We start from the raw sequence: 13,028 nt of genomic DNA, 5'->3' as shown, positions 1-13,028 counted from the left end.
GGATCCGTTGACCGAGACACGATTTAGACTGGCGTTGCCGCACGAAGCGCTGATCGTGAAAGAGATCAGTGCTGCGGCCTATATTCCAGCATATCTACAAATCGTGGGTGCTGCGCCCAAACCCGCTTTTGAAGATTACCTGCCGCGCATTTCTGCGGAACAAGTGTGGTTTAGCGTAACCGATGGCGAAACGTCTGGATTGGTGGTTCTCGAAAGCCATCACCGATATCTCATGATTTACAGCATAGCCGTTAGTCCCATCTTTCAGGGAAGGGGCATCGGGAAATCACTTCTCCGTTTCGCAGAGCTACACGCTTTGGAATGTGGGATTGGCGAATTGCGCCTTTACACGAATATGCGGATGACGAAGAACATAGCGCTTTACAGCGATTGCGGCTTTGAGGAGTGCGGGCGTCGTCCGCATCCTTCAAGAGAAGGTGAAATCCTCATCGATATGAAAAAGTCGGTTGCATGATTTTGCAACTCCGTCTCACCGTGGCGAGGCTAACGGCCGGCTGGTATTTTTCTTCGAATAACAAACAGACGTTTTCGCCGTTGGGGCGCGAATTGTTTCAGGCCCAGCGCTCGCAAAAGGCTTCGATATCGCTCGACTGAAAATCGGCAAGCCGCGCCATGATTGTCTCGAATGGCCAGTCCCACCATGCAATGGCGGTCAGCTTTTCGGCGATGGTTCGAGAAAATCGCTCGCGAATGATCTTTGCGGGCACACCACCGACGATGGTATAGGGCGGCACGTCCCTGGTGACGACTGCGCCTGCTGCGAGCACGGCACCGTTTCCAACCATTACACCCGGCAACACGATGACCCCGTGACCAATCCAGACATCGTGACCGATGATGGCACGATCCGCCTTGCGCTGATCGAAGAAGGCGTCGTCGCGCACGGCATCCGCAGAGTAATATTCCGGGCAGTAGCTGAAACGATGCATGGACGGGCGGTCCATCGGATGGTTCGGAGCACCTATCCTGACCTCTGCGGCGATGGCGCAGAACTTCCCGATTGTCGCGTCACCGGCCATGCAACGAGGCCCGAGGTAGGAGTAATTTCCGAGTTCCACATGGTGCAGGGAGGTGTCCGCCAGAATTTCGCAGCATTCGCCGACGCTCGAATCCCTTATGCTCGCTGTCGGATGGATAAAGGTCTCTGCAAGCTTTGGGCGATTGATTTGTGCGGTCGGGTCCATTCCAGTCTCCGGATTTTGGCCTGCTTAACCGGGGATGATGAAGGTCATGTGACGTGGGGTGGCTGAGGTACACCAGTCGGTCTGGGCGTTCCCTTTAAATGTAGATCATGCGCGCTAGGTGGAGCAAAATCTTGCCTTCATGCATGGTATGTCAATCGCCCGAACTCGCGTCTTTTTTCGTCCAGTAGTGATCGGATATGTTTTGAGCATTCCGGATGATATGCCCCGCAATTTCGGGGTCTCCGCCCTTGAATGTTTCCGGGTCGGCGCCACACAAGAGCAGGAAAAGCTGCTGGTGAGCGACAGCGGCGAAATAGTCATGCGGCGGGGGCTGCATCTCTGAGCCAACGGCCCGGAATTCCAGGGCGGCCTGTTTGCTGGCGCGCTCAAGCGCTGCGTGAATGGTGGACATCATTGCCGCTTCCGTCCGTTCCAATATGTCCTGGACTTGCCGCTCAGCCGGTGTCGGAACCGGGCAACTCTCATTCATCGAACGTCTCTCCTGTCGGTGCGCTTCGTTTCGCTGACCGACACTATCGCAAGGATTGTGTCCGCTTTGCGGGAGAGATCGAAATCTGGTTGCTGAAATTGAGAATGATAGCTGCCGTCATGCCGGACTGGGGCAAGACGGCAATCGGCCGATACTTATGTGCAAGCAGGTCAGCCGTGCCCAAGCGCCTTGCGGATGCAGGCGCTGAGATAGGCATATTGCAGCGGCGTGGTCGTCGCCATGGCTTCCGTGCGGCTGGCGAGCGCGTCCTGATAGCCGACTGGAATATCGAACTGGCTGAAGGTGAAATCCCAGCGGGTGCCTTCGACGATGTTGTAAAAGTGGTCCCCACCGCTGACGGCGGTTTTGGCCAGTTCACCGCCGAAAATATCCTGAACCACCAGCGCGGTCACGCTGCCTTGCCCCCTGGCCGGGTTTTCGCGTGACCACAGGCTGCTGGTCTCGCCCGACCAGCTTTTCCTCAAGGCGTAATAAAGTCGTTCGGCATGGTCCTGCATATGGTGTCTTCCCTGTTTCGGAACCGGGTTCCGGGTCAGGCATGGTCAGTGGAGAAACGGAGCGCCGCGCATCCCTATGAAGGCTGCAGGAACGCTCCGACTGTTGAATTTACGCCGATGCGTGGGCGGTGCCGGAATGAATTCCGGCACCGTTTTCCTTACTTGGCGTCAAGCAGGTCCTTGACTTCGAGGAGGACGAACTCGTTGTCATCGGCCTTGTCCAGCGCACGGCCGGCGGAGAAGGGCAGGTTGTTGTCGTTGCCGACGATGATATGCGTGGCGTCAACGCGATCGACATTCTCGATGGTGACGAAAGGCATGTCGTAGACACCGTTGCTGCCGCCCTGACGCTTCTTGTTATCAGGGTCGGAGATTTTCAGCAGATCGATATAGCCGATCTTGCGCGCGGCCTTGCCGACATTCGCGTCGTTGAATTCGATCTTGTAGATGCGCTTGACCTTGGAGGGCACGGCAAAGCAATTTGCTTCCGGCTTCTTCGGGTCGGCGCAGGCCTTGTCGGCGGTGCCGGCGCCATTGTCACGCTCGATGACCAGCGCCGTGCTTTCGTCCAGCATGTTGAAGTCGCCGATGGCTTCGCCGCCTTGGGCCAGCGGATAAAGCCAGGTGCGGCCGGTCCATTGCTTCTTGGCGGTGTCAAGTTCGATGATGCGCAGCGCGGTCGAACCGTCTTCGGTCTTCTCCACCTGGCCGTCGGCGGTGTAAAGCGGGCCTTCGAGAAGGCCGTAAAGCTTGGAGCCATCCTTGGAGAGCGCCATGCCTTCATAACCGCCTGAACGCTTCAGATTGAAAGCGGGCATTTTCTGCGTCGGGTTGCCGGGCAGTGCCAGGGTCGGATGATCCGGGGACTTCACCTCGATATCGCCGGCCTTGGTGGCGATGACGTCGGTAAGCTTGCCGTCGCGGGTGAATTTCAGGATGTAAGGCCCGAATTCCTCGCCAACCCAGAAACCATCGGCAACCGGCTGAATGGATTCAACGTCGAAATCGGCGCCCGTCAGGTAACGCTTGCTCGAGCCTTCCAGAACGATGGGGAAGGGTGCCTTCATGTCCGGGTCGGAAAGGAATACGGTTTCAAGCGCGTTGACCTTGCCGGCGTCCCAGTCGAATTTCAGATGGTGAAGCATCAGCATGGCGTCGCTGGAGTTGAGCTTGGAGCCGAAGCCATTGTCGGAAAGGCTCCAGAAGCTGCCGTCCGGCATGGCCTTGATGCCGGAGAAGCCCTGCATCGGCTGGCCGTTGAAGGGCATGGAAAGGCCGGTCAGGCGCACGCCATCCTTGCCGGGCACGGTGCCGAGGCCTTCGGCGCGCTTGCGGTCGGCGGTGGTGAACTTTGCGGAAGTCTTGAGGTACTCCGGCGCATCGGCAGGTGCCGCGATGATGGTGTTGGCCGGCAGAATGGCGTGGGAGACCAGCTTTGCCGGAAACTCCTTCTCAGCCGCATGCGATGCGGAAGCAAGCGCGAGAAACGCGCAGGAGGCGAAAAGAATGTGCTTCATGATGGAGACCCCTCGATACCTGTTGAAGACAGGATTGAGGCGATAGGGTCGGCACATGACAGGCAGGTGATTATCGTTTGAAGCTTTGATGAATTTTGATGACGGGCGTCTTAAAAAACAGGATCGCACCGCCTCTTTCGCTTACGCGGCAGGGGCCTGATACTGGCTGAGCGTACACACGCCCAGCGTCTGGCCGCGGCCCTTGACGGCGTGTTCGCCGAGATATTCACTGCGCACGCCCTTGGGAAGCACCAACTGATGGGCGAGATCGGCCGAAATCAGCACCGGGTGTCCCAGCATCTTGCTCAGTGATTCGAGCCGCGAGGTCGTGTTCACCGTGTCGCCGAAATAGGTGATCTTGTGGTGATCGACGCCGATTTCCGCCGTTATGACCGGTCCGCCATGGATGGCGAAGCGCAGGCGCGGCACTTCGCCAAAGCGGGCAAGCCACATGTCGCGATTGCTTTCGATGGTGGCCTGGATCTCGAAAACGCAGCGCACGCAGGCTGCCCGCCTGATCGCCATATGATAGGGCCAGGTGATGATGGCGGCATCGCCAATATAATCGTCGATGACCCCGCCGTGTTTTCTGACGGGTGCTGCATAGCTTGCGAAGATTTCACCCAGAAACTCCTGCGCCTTCAGGTCACCATGCGTTTCTGCGAAGGAGGTGGAGCCGACGAGGTCGATGAAGATGAAGACGCGGTCTTCGCTGACCGGCCGGCGATAGCGCCCCAGAATGAGGTCGATGAAGATGTCGCGGCCGAGAAGCTCGCGCACGCGCATGATGAAAACGATGATGCCGCAGACAATGAGGGTAAAGACAAGGGTCTGCACCTCGGCGTGCACCGCCCGCTTCCAGGTGCCGGGAAATATGCCGCTCAGCCACAGGATCGTGCCGCCGAGCCCGAAACCGCAAAAGACGAGAATGGCATAGATGACGAGGCCGACGGCGATATAGGCCGGTGTCGGCAGGGCGCTGACCTGCCGCGACAGGCCCGGCATGATGTAACCGCGCTCAAAGGCGAGGATGGGCGTGCAGGCGAACAGGGCATAGGTGGCACCGATCAGCGCGCCGCCGCCATATTCCAGGAGTGCGTAAGCCACGCCGCTGCCGGCCACGGCAACGAAGAGCACCACGTAATCCAGAATGGGCAGCAATTTTCTCATGTCGATTTTGATCTCGGGAAGGAAAGGCCCGCCGCTCTCGCCGGGTGATGCTTCTGTTCAGGTCATATGCGACATTAATGTGGAAAATGCGCCGCAAAAAGTGACCTTTCGGTAAGGTCGCATGAAGGATTGGAAAGGTTGTTGCCCTGTTGCCGCAAAACGGGTTCTGATGCCGCGCCACATCTAATATGATGTTCTGTAATAGACCGTTTCAAGCGGGGATTGCGGCCGGTCATCCGGCGAGCGGTTCGACCATTTGACTGGAAAAGCGGCAAAACGCAGCCGGTTGCCGTCGATCCATGCGCGGTCGAACAAAGTTTCGCCCTTGCCGGCAAAGGTGATGGCCGCGCAGGTCCTGCCATCGACGTCCAAGGGAATATTCTCTTTCCAGCCGCTGAGGCCGCAGCCGGTGCCCTTCGGGTCGCCATTATAGTGCTCGACAACCGTGGGGTCGTTCGGTGTCATGGTGATCGAGGTGACGGTGTGGGCAAAGAGCAGGCTGTCACTGTCTTTCAGGCCACCATCCAGCACGCCCTCGTAACGCACCTGCACCGTTGGCTGCTGGCAGCCGCTGCGGGCATAGATCTGCGAGACGGCGTGCATGCGGCCGCCGCGTATGGTAATGCGCGTGACGATGCCGTGCCGGTCGTTCTTGCCGATCTTCAGGCAGTCGGTGGTCCACTCGCCCTGAAGGTCGACCTTGCCGCCATCGGCGAAGACGGGGGCGGGGGCATGAAGGATACCTGCGGCCGCAACAGAGGCGGCCAGCAGCAGAGTGCAGGCAGGTTTCATGGAAAGACCCTCAAAGCGCGACCATCGGCAAAAAGATGGAACGCGATGCGGGCAAAATTGGGGAGAGAGATGCGAGGGGCGATTACGCCTCGCTCACCGCCACTTCCACCGCCTCGACCTTCTTGCCGGCGAAACGCAGCGCCACTTCGCCATTGATGAGTTTCAGCGCCACATCGCCGAAGAGTTCGCGCCGCCAGCCGGTCAGTGCCGCCACTGTTGCCTTCTCGCCCTCGGAGGCGATCTTGTCCAGATCCTCGCTGTTGGCGATGACCTTGGCGGCGACGCCGTGCTTGTCCGCGGTCAGCTTCAGAAGAACCTTCAGGAGCTCCACGGCAGCGCCCGAACCTTCCGGCGCGTGGCTGTGACGCGGCGCCTTCGGCATCTCTTCTTTCGGAAGCGCCAGCGCCGCATTCACGGTTTCGACGATGGCCGTGCCGGAGGTGGAACGTTCCCAGCCCTTCGGGATGGTACGAAGCCGCGACAGGGCCTCTGCGTCCTTCGGCTGCTGCTGGGCAATCTCGAAGATCGCATCGTCCTTCAGGACGCGTGACCGCGGCACGTTGCGCGAACGCGCCTCACGCTCGCGCCAGGCGGCCACGAATTTGAGGATGGCGAGTTCCGTCGGCTTGCGCAGACGAGATTTCAGCCTCAGCCACGCATCGTCGGGATGCATGTCATAGGTGTCGCGCGACTCCAGAATGTCCATCTCTTCGGTCAGCCACAGCGAGCGGCCTTCGCGCTCCAGCTGTGCCTTCAGCGCCAGATAGACATCGCGCAGATGGGTCACGTCGGCCAGCGCGTAATCCAGCTGCTTTTCGGTCAGCGGACGGCGGCTCCAGTCGGTGAAACGCGAGGATTTGTCGATCTGCACGTTTTTGATCTTCTGCACCAGCTGGTCGTAGGAGATCGAATCGCCGAAACCGCAGACCATGGCGGCAACCTGCGTGTCGAAGATCGGGTGGGGAATGAGCCCGCCCAGATGGTAGATGATCTCGATGTCCTGCCGCGCGGCGTGGAAAACCTTGACGACGTTAGGGTTGGCCATCAGCTCGAAAAGCGGCGTAAGGTCGAGACCCTTGGCCAGCGGATCGACCAGTACCTCAAGCGTCGGGCTTGCCATCTGTACGAGGCAGAGCTCCGGCCAGAAGGTCGTTTCCCGCAGAAACTCGGTGTCGATGGTGATGAATTCCGATTTCGCCAGTTCCGTACAGGCTTCGGCGAGGGCGGCAGTCGTTTCAATCATTGCAAATGGCCACTCGTGAAAATTATCCGTCTTACTTTCCCTTTGCCGGGCGCATGTCAATACAAAGCCCGCTTTTGAAGGCTCATGGATCGTTTTTCTCGGGCGGATTTGGCTCCTGTCCGTCCTTTTTGGGCGGCGGGGGTGCGGCGAGCTTCTGGAAATAGGCGGATGTGCGCAAGAGCGAGCGGAACCGCCAGTTTCTTTCCTCCACCGGAACACCTTCTCGCACCTGCAGCCGGTAGATGGTATAGGCGATGAAAACGATCTGGATCGCGGCCGTGTAACTGAACAGCGCTTTCGGGCCGAACTGGTCGATCAGGACGGAGGCGAGCAGCGGCCCGACGGTTGCGCCCACCGACCAGAAGAACAAAAGCCCGGCGGACACCATCGCATGTTCGCCCTCCTTGGCATGGTCGTTGCCGTGTGCGGAGCTCAAGGAATAGAGCGGCAGGGCAAAGGCGCCGAAGATGAAGACGCCGATAATGTTGCTCCACTCATCCGTGCCGGCAAAGAAGGCGAGAAACAGACCGACGATCACCGAGCCTGCCGTGGTGGCGAGAATGATGATGCGCCGGTCGTAGCGGTCGGAATAGACGCCGAGCGGATATTGCAGCACCACGCCGCCGATGATGCCGGCGCTCATGAAGGTGGCGATGGCGGTGACGGAAAGGCCGATCTGCTCGGCATAGATCGGGCCGATATTGCGAAACGCCGCCATGCTGAGACCGACAGCCACGCAGCCGACGACGGCGAGCGGCGAGATGCGCCAGACCGCGAAAAGATTGAAGGGTATCTGTTTCGGCGGCGCGGGGTTGGATTTGTCGGCAATCGAGATCGGCACCAGCGACAGGGTGAGCGCCATGGCGATCAGCGAGAATACGATGGGCCCGTCGATGCCGGCGACGGGAATGATATATTGGGCGAGCGTCACGGAGCCGAGATCGACGAAACGATAGATCGAAAGCGTGCGGGCACGATTGGAATTCGTCACCTGCGCGTTGATCCAGCTTTCGATCGCGGCGAAAAGACAGGCGACTGCTATGCCGATCACAAAACGCATCGCCAGCCAGAAGAGCGGATGGGTGATGAGCGGCATGGCGATCGATGCGGCGGATGCAACGGCCGCCATGGTGGCAAAGGTGCGGATGTGGCCGATCTTGCGCAGCAGGCGCGTCACCGAAATGCAGCCAAGCGCGAAGCCGAGGCTGTAGGCGGCGCTGATGAGGCCGATGGTGCTGGCCGAAAATCCTTCGGACAGGCCGCGCAGCGCGATATAGGTTCCCTGCAGGCCGTTGCCGCCGATCAGAATGCCGGCGGTGACGAGAAGCGGGATAAGAGGTCTGATCTGGCTCATTGCGGGCCGACTCGGTTTGGCGGGCTGGATTAGCTCTATCTAAAGCGAAGGCAGGGGAAAGGACAGGCTGAAGACGACATTGTTGCGCTTTGCCTTGACAAATCAGGCTGGCCATGCGCTTTTCCGGCAAATTTCGACAGTGCCGCCCATCTGGCCCCCATCAGGGCCCACGACACGTTCCAGGATATAAAAATGCATCGTTACCGCAGCCACACCTGTGCCGCTCTCCGCAAGTCCGACGTTGGCGAAACCGTTCGCCTTTCCGGTTGGGTTCACCGCGTGCGAGATCATGGCGGCGTTCTCTTCATCGACCTTCGCGACCATTACGGCATCACGCAGGTTGTGGCCGATCCGGATAGCCCGGCCTTCAAGATTGCCGAAACGGTGCGTGGCGAATGGGTCATCCGCATCGACGGTCTGGTCAAGGCGCGCTCGGAGGATACCGTCAACAAGGGCATGGCGACCGGCGAGATCGAGCTTTACGCACAGGAAATCGAGGTTCTGGGCGTTGCCAAGGAACTGCCGCTGCCGATCTTCGGCGAGCCTGAGTACCCTGAAGACGTTCGCCTGAAGTACCGCTTCCTCGATCTTCGCCGCGAAACGCTGCACAAGAACATCGTCAAGCGCACGCAGATCATCTCCGCCATGCGCACCGGCATGGGCGAGATGGGCTTTGCCGAATATACGACGCCGATCCTTACTGCCTCCTCGCCGGAAGGCGCGCGCGACTTCCTCGTGCCCTCGCGCATCCATGAAGGCAAGTTCTTCGCGCTGCCGCAGGCGCCGCAGCAGTATAAGCAGCTTCTGATGGTGGCCGGTTTCGACCGTTATTTCCAGATCGCGCCGTGCTTCCGTGATGAAGATCCGCGCGCTGACCGCCTGCCGGGCGAATTCTATCAGCTCGACGTCGAAATGAGCTTCGTGACCCAGGAAGATGTCTGGACCACGATGGAGCCGATGATGACGGCCGTGTTCGAGAAGTTCGCCGAAGGCAAGCCTGTCACCAAGCAGTGGCCGCGCATTCCCTATGACGAAGCGATCCGCAAATATGGCTCCGACAAGCCTGATCTGCGCAACCCCATCGTCATGGAAGCCGTGACCGAACATTTCGACGGCTCGGGCTTCAAGGTCTTCGCCAACATGATCGCCTCCAACCCCAAGGTGCAGGTCTGGGCGATCCCGGCCAAGACCGGTGGTTCGCGCGCTTTCTGCGATCGCATGAACGCATGGGCGCAGAGCCAGGGCCAGCCCGGCCTCGGCTACATCTTCTGGAAGGAAGAAGACGGCAAGGTTGCCGGTTCGGGCCCGCTTGCCAAGAACATCGGCGAGGAACGCACCGAAGCGCTGCGCACGCAGCTCGGACTGGAAGCGGGCGATGCCTGCTTCTTCGTTGCCGGTGATCCCGCGAAGTTCTACAAGTTCGCCGGTGAGGCGCGCACCCGTGCCGCCGACGAGCTGAACCTGATCGATCGCGACCGTTTCGAAATGTGCTGGATCGTCGATTTCCCCTTCTTCGAATATAACGAGGAAGAAAAGAAGATCGACTTCGCCCATAACCCCTTCTCCATGCCGCAGGGCGGCCTGGAAGCGCTGGAAGGCGACGATCCGCTTTCCATCAAGGCCTTCCAGTATGACGCGGTCTGCAACGGCTTCGAAATCGCCTCCGGCTCGATCCGTAACCAGTCGCCGGAACTGATGGTCAAGGCCTTCGAAAAGGTTGGTCTGTCGCAGAGCGACGTGGAAGAGCGCTTCGGCGGCCTCTACCGCGCCTTCCAGTACGGCGCGCCTCCGCATGGCGGTTGCGCTTTCGGTATCGACCGCGTGGTCATGCTTCTGGTTGGCGCCAAGAACCTGCGCGAAATCACGCTGTTCCCGATGAACCAGCAGGCACAGGACCTGTTGATGAACGCGCCGTCGCCGGCAACGCCGACCCAGCTTCGTGAGCTGGCGCTGCGCGTCGTTCCGTCCAAGAAGGACTGATATGGTGAAGACGCTGCTCGACCGGGTTCGCGCAGCCTTCACCCGTGCATTGGCGGCCGCACTTGCGGCCGCTTTTGCGTTCTGGGTCGCGCATCGGTGGCTGGGCCATCCGCAACCCGTCTTTGCCGCAATCAGCGCGCTTATCTGCCTTGCTCCGGGAATCCCGAGCCATGTTCGTCAGGGCCTTGGCCTGATGGTCGGCGTCACCATCGGCATTCTTGTCGGGGAGATCGCGCTCCTTGTCCCGCATGATGTCGCTGAAATCAGGCTGGCCTCGGCGACCTTCATCGCCATGATCCTCGCTTCCATGTTCGGCCTGCCGCCGGTCGTGCCGATACAGGCTGGCGCTTCGGCCATGCTCGTGCTGCTGATGGGGCCACAGGCTGCCGGTTTTGTCCGTTTTGTCGATGTGATCGTGGGCGTGGCGACCGGTGTGGCCGTAGCGCTCGTCTTCTTTCGTGAGCGGCTGAAGCTCTAGTGGTCTTGTCATAAAACCTTAATCAAACTGACAAATCCGGTAGAGGAGTTCTTAAGTCTTCTCAATCATTCATCCCGTCGTGAAATATGCAAACGAGGGTTGAATGTTTTCGCTGGTTTCGACGTTTAAAATCGCACATCGCATATCCATACTCGCACTGGCTGCGCTGTGCGGGATCGCCGTCATCGCGGGCATGCTGCTCTGGCAAAGGCATATGGAGGCGCGTTACCGGATTGCCGAAGACACTCTTATCCAGAGGGACGGCGTGCTGACGACGCTGATGGACGGGCTGCATGAAAGCCGCCTCCATCAGAGGGATTTCCTGCTTTCCAGGGACATGAATTCCGTCGCCGAGTTTGATCAGACGATGGACAAGGTGCATCAGTCACTGAGCAGCCTCGAAGGCAGCGCGACGCCGCAGGTCCGCGCGAAGCTTGACGCACTGGCGAAGGGTACCCTTGCCTATACCGACCGCATGAAGGCGCTTGTTTCCAAAAACCGGGAGCTTGGCCTCACCCCCACCGAGGGCCTTGAGGGCGCGATGCGCAATGGCGTGCATTCCATCGAAAAACTCATCGACGTCGTCGCCAATGCCGAAATCCGCGCCAGCATGCTGATGATGCGCCGGCACGAGAAGGATTTCATCCTGCGGCGCGATGAAGCCTATACGGGCAAACATGCAGCCGAGGTTGAGACCTTCAAGGCGCTGGTGAAGCTGGAATACCGGCCGGGCGTGGAGCGCCAGCGCATCATGGATGCACTGGAGATTTACACCGCTTCCTTCCGTTTTTATGCACAGGCCGTGCTGGAGGAGCAGAAGGCGCGGGAAACGGTCGCTTCCGCCTATAATGCGCTGCTGCCCGTCGTCGCTGACATCTCCACGGCCTATCGGCAGGAGCGGGAAACCAGCGCGCTGGAAAACCAGACCGCGGCGGAAACGACCGTCTCGATCGTCGTCATCCTTATCGCGTTCGCCGTCGTGAGCCTTTTTGCCGGGGTCTACTTCATCGGCCGGTCGATAACCCGTCCGGCGACCGCGATCACTGGCGCTATGCGTCGTCTGGCCGAAGGCGAAACCGAGTTCGCGGTTCCCGGCCTTCGTCGCAGGGATGAGTTTGGCGCCATGGCGCAGGCGCTGGAAATTTTCCGGCAGGCGGCCATCGCCAAGATCGAGCTGGAGCGCCAGGCGCTCGTGGCCCGTCAACGCGCCGAGGATGAAAAGGCCCGGTTCCAGCGCGAGGCGGAGGCACAAGCACAGGCGCGGTTGATGCAGGCAACGACCGGACTTGCGGCGGCGCTGCATCGCCTGGCCGAAGGCGATCTATCCTTCGAACTGAACGAGCCCTTCGCGCCGGATTTCGAAGCGCTGCGACACGATCTCAACCGGACGATCCGCCAGCTCGATGCCGCCATGTCCGGCATCGTGCAGTCGAGCGTGGCGATTGACGGCGGTAGCCAGGAAATCAGCCAGAGCGCTGCCGATCTTGCCCGCCGCACCGAACAGCAGGCCGCCTCGCTCGAAGAGACCGCCGCTGCCCTTGATGAGCTGACGGCAAACATCCGCATTTCGGCGGATCGTGCGGTGGAGGCGCGGTCGGTCGCCCATTCGGCCGATGAGGATGCCAGCCGCACGGCCGATCTCGTCGTCGACACGATCATGGCCATGGAAAAGATCGAGCAATCCTCCGGCAAGATCGGTAGCATCATCAGCGTCATTGACGAGATTGCCTTCCAGACCAACCTTCTTGCTCTCAATGCCGGTGTTGAAGCCGCGCGTGCGGGGGAGGCGGGACGTGGTTTCGCCGTCGTTGCGCAGGAGGTGCGCGAACTGGCGCAGCGCTCCGCAAAGGCCGCCGCCGAGATCAAGGTGCTCATCCGCAACTCCAGCACGGAGGTGAAGGATGGCGCGCGGTTCGTGCGCGAAACCGGTGCCGCCCTGTCGCGCATCGGTGGTTCGGTGAAGACGATCAACGATCATATCGAGGCGATCGCCGCTGCCACGAAGGAGCAGTCGCTCGGGCTTTCCGAGATCAATACCGCCGTCAACCATCTGGATCAGGGCACCCAGCAGAACGCCGCCATGGTCGAGGAGAACAATGCCGCCAGCGCCATGCTGGCCGGTGAGACGGCGCGTCTCAAGCAACTGGTCCACCAGTTCCGGCTGAGCGAAGCGGATATGTGGGATCATCGCCAGCGCGAAGCGGCCTGACCCTTCATTTCCAGACATCGAAAGCGGGCGTGTAACTTGCAGCCCGCTTTTTTGCCGTCTATAGGTGGGCTA

The 13,028-nt window shown here is 60.0% G+C and carries 12 protein-coding genes; 4 read left to right on the top strand and 8 right to left on the bottom strand.

The window, feature by feature from the left end:
• Positions 1-7: 7 nt before the first annotated feature.
• Positions 8-475 (top strand): GNAT family N-acetyltransferase, encoded by a 468-nt coding sequence (locus tag OK142_RS03145; protein ID WP_137037418.1) that lies wholly within the window; start codon positions 8-10, stop codon positions 473-475.
• 97 nt (positions 476-572) lie between these two features.
• Here the strand turns inward: OK142_RS03145 and OK142_RS03140 are convergent, their stop codons facing one another.
• The 8 genes from OK142_RS03140 to OK142_RS03105 all read right to left on the bottom strand — a co-directional run bounded on the left by OK142_RS03140 (position 573) and on the right by OK142_RS03105 (position 8,289).
• On the bottom strand, positions 573-1,205 hold the full coding sequence (locus OK142_RS03140; RefSeq protein WP_498681009.1) for a DapH/DapD/GlmU-related protein: 633 nt from the start codon (positions 1,203-1,205) through the stop codon (positions 573-575).
• Between the two features lie 151 nt (positions 1,206-1,356).
• Positions 1,357-1,695: a hypothetical protein gene (locus OK142_RS03135; RefSeq protein WP_498681008.1), complete on the bottom strand. Its 339-nt coding sequence runs from the start codon at positions 1,693-1,695 to the stop codon at positions 1,357-1,359.
• A 170-nt stretch (positions 1,696-1,865) separates the two neighbouring features.
• Positions 1,866-2,213 (bottom strand): YunG family protein, encoded by a 348-nt coding sequence (locus OK142_RS03130; protein ID WP_003496724.1) that lies wholly within the window; start codon positions 2,211-2,213, stop codon positions 1,866-1,868.
• A gap of 158 nt (positions 2,214-2,371) precedes the next feature.
• Positions 2,372-3,730: an esterase-like activity of phytase family protein gene (locus OK142_RS03125; RefSeq protein ID WP_498681006.1), complete on the bottom strand. Its 1,359-nt coding sequence runs from the start codon at positions 3,728-3,730 to the stop codon at positions 2,372-2,374.
• A gap of 141 nt (positions 3,731-3,871) precedes the next feature.
• On the bottom strand, positions 3,872-4,900 hold the full coding sequence (locus OK142_RS03120) for an adenylate/guanylate cyclase domain-containing protein (RefSeq protein ID WP_498681005.1): 1,029 nt from the start codon (positions 4,898-4,900) through the stop codon (positions 3,872-3,874).
• A gap of 183 nt (positions 4,901-5,083) precedes the next feature.
• On the bottom strand, positions 5,084-5,692 hold the full coding sequence (locus OK142_RS03115; protein WP_313612532.1) for a hypothetical protein: 609 nt from the start codon (positions 5,690-5,692) through the stop codon (positions 5,084-5,086).
• Between the two features lie 82 nt (positions 5,693-5,774).
• On the bottom strand, positions 5,775-6,935 hold the full coding sequence (rnd, locus tag OK142_RS03110) for a ribonuclease D (protein WP_082184092.1): 1,161 nt from the start codon (positions 6,933-6,935) through the stop codon (positions 5,775-5,777).
• Positions 6,936-7,017: 82 nt separating this feature from the next.
• Positions 7,018-8,289: an MFS transporter gene (locus OK142_RS03105; RefSeq protein WP_313608452.1), complete on the bottom strand. Its 1,272-nt coding sequence runs from the start codon at positions 8,287-8,289 to the stop codon at positions 7,018-7,020.
• A 192-nt stretch (positions 8,290-8,481) separates the two neighbouring features.
• On the opposite strand from OK142_RS03105, the gene aspS reads away from it, so the two are divergent.
• From aspS to OK142_RS03090, 3 genes are all read left to right on the top strand, one after another.
• A complete protein-coding gene (gene aspS / locus OK142_RS03100) occupies positions 8,482-10,269 on the top strand; it encodes an aspartate--tRNA ligase (protein WP_498681002.1) in 1,788 nt (595 codons plus the stop codon).
• Between the two features lies 1 nt (position 10,270).
• Positions 10,271-10,747 carry an FUSC family protein gene (locus tag OK142_RS03095; protein ID WP_003496707.1) on the top strand — a complete coding sequence of 159 codons (477 nt, stop codon included), beginning with the start codon at positions 10,271-10,273 and terminating at the stop codon, positions 10,745-10,747.
• Positions 10,748-10,850: 103 nt separating this feature from the next.
• Positions 10,851-12,956, top strand: coding sequence for a methyl-accepting chemotaxis protein (locus OK142_RS03090; protein ID WP_498681001.1), 2,106 nt, complete (start codon positions 10,851-10,853; stop codon positions 12,954-12,956).
• The last annotated feature ends 72 nt before the right edge of the window (positions 12,957-13,028 follow it).

It is taken from the genome of Agrobacterium sp. BT-220-3 (assembly GCF_025910175.1).
Taxonomy (GTDB): Bacteria; Pseudomonadota; Alphaproteobacteria; order Rhizobiales; family Rhizobiaceae; genus Agrobacterium; species Agrobacterium oryzihabitans.
Note: the sequence above shows the minus strand (reverse complement) of the source record. Positions and strands in the feature narration are given on the sequence as shown.

Coding starts and splice junctions, on each gene's coding strand:
- OK142_RS03140 (WP_498681009.1), bottom strand. CDS start 1,205: ATGGACCCGACCGCACAAATCAATCGCCCAAAGCTTGCAGAGACCTTT.
- OK142_RS03135 (WP_498681008.1), bottom strand. CDS start 1,695: ATGAATGAGAGTTGCCCGGTTCCGACACCGGCTGAGCGGCAAGTCCAG.
- OK142_RS03130 (WP_003496724.1), bottom strand. CDS start 2,213: ATGCAGGACCATGCCGAACGACTTTATTACGCCTTGAGGAAAAGCTGG.
- OK142_RS03125 (WP_498681006.1), bottom strand. CDS start 3,730: ATGAAGCACATTCTTTTCGCCTCCTGCGCGTTTCTCGCGCTTGCTTCC.
- OK142_RS03120 (WP_498681005.1), bottom strand. CDS start 4,900: ATGAGAAAATTGCTGCCCATTCTGGATTACGTGGTGCTCTTCGTTGCC.
- OK142_RS03115 (WP_313612532.1), bottom strand. CDS start 5,692: ATGAAACCTGCCTGCACTCTGCTGCTGGCCGCCTCTGTTGCGGCCGCA.
- rnd (WP_082184092.1), bottom strand. CDS start 6,935: ATGATTGAAACGACTGCCGCCCTCGCCGAAGCCTGTACGGAACTGGCG.
- OK142_RS03105 (WP_313608452.1), bottom strand. CDS start 8,289: ATGAGCCAGATCAGACCTCTTATCCCGCTTCTCGTCACCGCCGGCATT.
- aspS (WP_498681002.1), top strand. CDS start 8,482: ATGCATCGTTACCGCAGCCACACCTGTGCCGCTCTCCGCAAGTCCGAC.
- OK142_RS03095 (WP_003496707.1), top strand. CDS start 10,271: ATGGTGAAGACGCTGCTCGACCGGGTTCGCGCAGCCTTCACCCGTGCA.
- OK142_RS03090 (WP_498681001.1), top strand. CDS start 10,851: ATGTTTTCGCTGGTTTCGACGTTTAAAATCGCACATCGCATATCCATA.